The organism is Rhodococcus sp. T2V, assembly GCF_029269925.1.
GTDB classification, from domain to species: domain Bacteria; phylum Actinomycetota; class Actinomycetes; order Mycobacteriales; family Mycobacteriaceae; genus Rhodococcus_F; species Rhodococcus_F koreensis.
Genome location: NZ_JARJBD010000227.1, coordinates 1 through 3,215, shown reverse-complemented (window position 1 = coordinate 3,215; position 3,215 = coordinate 1). Strand labels below are relative to the sequence as shown.

Here is a 3,215-nt window from a genome sequence, read left to right as displayed (position 1 = left end):
ACGCTGGCTACCGCCGCATAGGAATTGGTGTCCACATCTCGGGGGGAATCCCCGTTGGCGTGGCTGCACGGCACCCGATGGCCCTGCTGCTGCAGCCGGTTCCGCAGCCGTTCGCGTTCGGTGGTGATCCGCGCGACCCGGGCCCGCAGTTCGTAAGCGGCCGCATAGGAGGCGGTCACCGCCGCCACCGCCGCGCAACTCATTCCGAACGGCAGCTGCCGGCGCCGCACCCGTGCCACCAACTCCCGCGCTCCGAATGCGTACCCGCTGCGCAGCCCGGCCAGCCCGAACGCCTTCGAGAACGTCCGCAGCACCAGCACATTGGGGTGGCGGCGAATGAGGTCGAGCACGTCGACCGCGTCGACGGCGTCGTCGATGAACTCGATGTAGGCCTCGTCGAGGATCACCACCACCCGCGGCGGAATCGAGGACAGGAACACCTCCAGGTCGGCCGCGGGGACCAGGGTGCCGGTGGGGTTGTGCGGCCGGCACACCACCACCAGCCCGGTGCGCTCGTCGACCGCCTCACCCATCGCGCACAGATTCTGGTGACCACCGTGATCGAGCGGCACGGTTACCGCGCGCACGCCCATCATGTCGGCCATGATCGGGTAACCGTCGAACGTCGGGTCCGCGAACACCATGGTTTCGCCGCAGCCCAGCACGGTTTGCATGATCTGCATCGCCACCCCGGTGGCCCCCGATCCGACCACCACCTGCGCCGGCTGCACGCCGACCCGGTCCGCGATGATCCGCGGCAGCCGCTGCGGCAGAAACTCCGGGTACCGATTCGCCTGGGCCATCTGTTCGTGCAGCGCCGCCAGCACCGACGGCAACGGCGGGAACGGGTTCTCGCTCAGGCCGAGCTCGAAGTGGCGCACCGGCCGGGTCCGGGCGCCCACCGCCGACGGTGTCCTCGCCTCCGCGATCTCGCCGGTCATGGTGTCGGCCCTGCTCCCCATCGGACGGCGGCCGCACCGGCGAAGTCGCCGGCGTGGGCGAATCCGGCCATCAACACCAGCGACCCGTTGCCGATGCGCCCGTCCCGGTTGGCGGTGTCCAGCGTCACCGGAATGCCGGCGCCGAACAGGTTTCCGCATTCGTCGAAGGTGTCCGGATGGTGCTCCGGGTCCAGCTGCATGGCCTCGCGCCAGTTCCGCAGGAACAGCCGGTTGGGTTGGTTGGTGACGAAGGTGTCGACTTCGGTGGACTGCACCCCGATCCGATCGCAGACCGCCAGCGCCACCTCCGGCACCAGCCGGTTGCCGCGGGCGAACACCTTGGTGATCTTGGACTCGGTGAACCCCACGCAGGCCTGCCCCAGTCCCGGCTCCCAGTACTTGCGATCGGCGACCGGAACTCCCTCGAAGGTCATGTCCCCACCGAATTCCGGATGGGTGCGGCATTCGATACCCAGGATCGGCGCGTCGTCGGATTTGGTCAGCAGGCCGACCCCGCAGCCGTCGCCGGGTACCGAGGCATGCGCCAACCCGCGGATCTCGGTCTGGGTGAAGACCTGCCCCGCACAGTTCTGGGTCGCGGCGATCAACGCCGTGGTCGCATCGGAGCTTTGCAGGATGGTCCGGGCCAGCGCCATCATGTGCACGAACGACGCGCAGCCACCGTTGTGCACGTCGATCACCCAGTCCGGGCGCAGCCCCAACCGGCGGGCCACCTCCGGGCCGCTTCCCAGGACGGGATTGTCGGGCAGCTGGGTGTGGGTGAGCAGCACATCCACGCTCGAAATCGTGTCCGCGCCGTGCCGGTCGATCAGCGGCGCCACCGCCCGCTCCACCATGTCGACCGCCGTCTCGTCACGGGCCACGTGGTGCCGATACCTGGGCGAGCGGAACATGACGTTCTTCGCCATCCGATCCGAGCGCGAGAACCGGGTGAAATACTCGGTGGGAACCCGATTCTCCGGCAGATAGCTGGCGACGTCGACCAGGCTGACGGTCGGTGGAACAGCGGCCGTGCTCATTTCATCCACTCCGGCTTGATCGGCAGACCGTGGGCGGCGCGGTACTCGCAGATGGCCTTGAGGTTGTCCATCTCCAACTGATGTCCAGCGGAGAACATGTCCCAGAAGTCGCCAACCCACACCGGGCGGTCCGCCGGCGCCGTCTCCGGGTAGGGGTTCTCGTCGTAGAACGGGTGGCGGCAATTGGTCCACAGCACCACCGATCCGGGCGTGTTCAGCACCACGTCCGCGTCGACCACCCGCATCAGATAGATCATCCACAGATGTCGGCCCTGGTCCCACGCGCACTGGTAGTCCACCGTCATCGCGTCGGGGTTCGCGACGGTGCGCACATAGCATTTCGTCTGGTCGCCGAGCCGGTCGTGGGAGAGCCACAGCCCGGGCTCGTCCGTCTCGGTGAACCCGCGCAGGCTGTAGGTCCACTCCTCCAGACACCGGGTGTCCGCCAGGTACTCGTACACCTCACGCGGCGGCGCCGCGATATAGGCGTTGACCGGGCAGAACCGGCCGAACACCTGCTCGTGCGGATACACCGACCGCAGCATGTCCAGGATGATCGGTGCGGTGGCATCCTTGTCGGAATTCTCGATCCGCAGCACCCCCGGAATCACATCCTCGGCGATGTCACTCAGGGCGGGAAGGCCGATGGTCACGATTTCTCTCCTGTCGGGGCGGGAAGGCTGATGGTCACGATTTCTCGCCTGCAATCAGGGGCGGATCAGGAACGGCAGGAACGGTGGTATCTCGTCGGGATCGCAGTCCACCGCAACGAACGACGGGCCCTCGGTGTGCGCGCTGCGTGCCAGCGCGTCGGTCAGCTCGCCGACGCTTCGCGCGGCGAATGCCGGCAGCGTCGGGAACATCGCCGCGATCCCCTCGCCGAGCAGGGTCGGCCGGAATCGATTGAAGCTGTATCGATCGCGGTAGAACCGTTGCTCGCGGGTCACGCACATCGCGTGCGCGTTGTTGTTGAACACGATGAACGTCACCGGCAGGTCGTGCTCGATCGCGGTGTGCAGCTCCAGGCCGTGCATGAAGAACGCGCCATCACCGGCGATCACGAACGTCCTTCGGTTCCGCGCGAACGCCGAGCCGATCCCCGCGCCGAAGCTGTAGCCCATGCCGCCCATCCCGAGGGCGACCACGAACCGCCCGCCGCGGGGCACCGAAAGATGATGCCTGCGTGATGCCGGGATCGAGGTGAACCACAAGCGGGTGGAGCGGGTGATGCGTG

The 3,215-nt window shown here is 67.6% G+C and carries 4 protein-coding genes; all 4 read right to left on the bottom strand.

Annotated elements, in window-relative coordinates; genetic code table 11:
* Positions 1–941, bottom strand: a 941-nt coding sequence (locus tag P3H15_RS53380) for a histidinol-phosphate transaminase (RefSeq protein WP_276144723.1), incomplete at its 3' end; no start/stop codon positions are given.
* Entirely contained in the window at positions 938–1,981 is a 1,044-nt protein-coding gene (locus P3H15_RS53375) for a 3-oxoacyl-ACP synthase III family protein (RefSeq protein WP_276144722.1), read from the bottom strand. The genes P3H15_RS53380 and P3H15_RS53375, both read right to left, overlap by 4 nt.
* Positions 1,978–2,634, bottom strand: a complete 657-nt coding sequence (locus P3H15_RS53370; RefSeq protein WP_276144721.1) for an SRPBCC family protein — start codon at positions 2,632–2,634, stop codon at positions 1,978–1,980. The genes P3H15_RS53375 and P3H15_RS53370 overlap by 4 nt, the downstream gene beginning before the upstream one ends.
* Before the next feature lie 54 nt (positions 2,635–2,688).
* Positions 2,689–3,215: thiamine pyrophosphate-dependent enzyme (locus tag P3H15_RS53365; RefSeq protein WP_276144720.1), on the bottom strand; the 527-nt coding region annotated here is incomplete at its 5' end.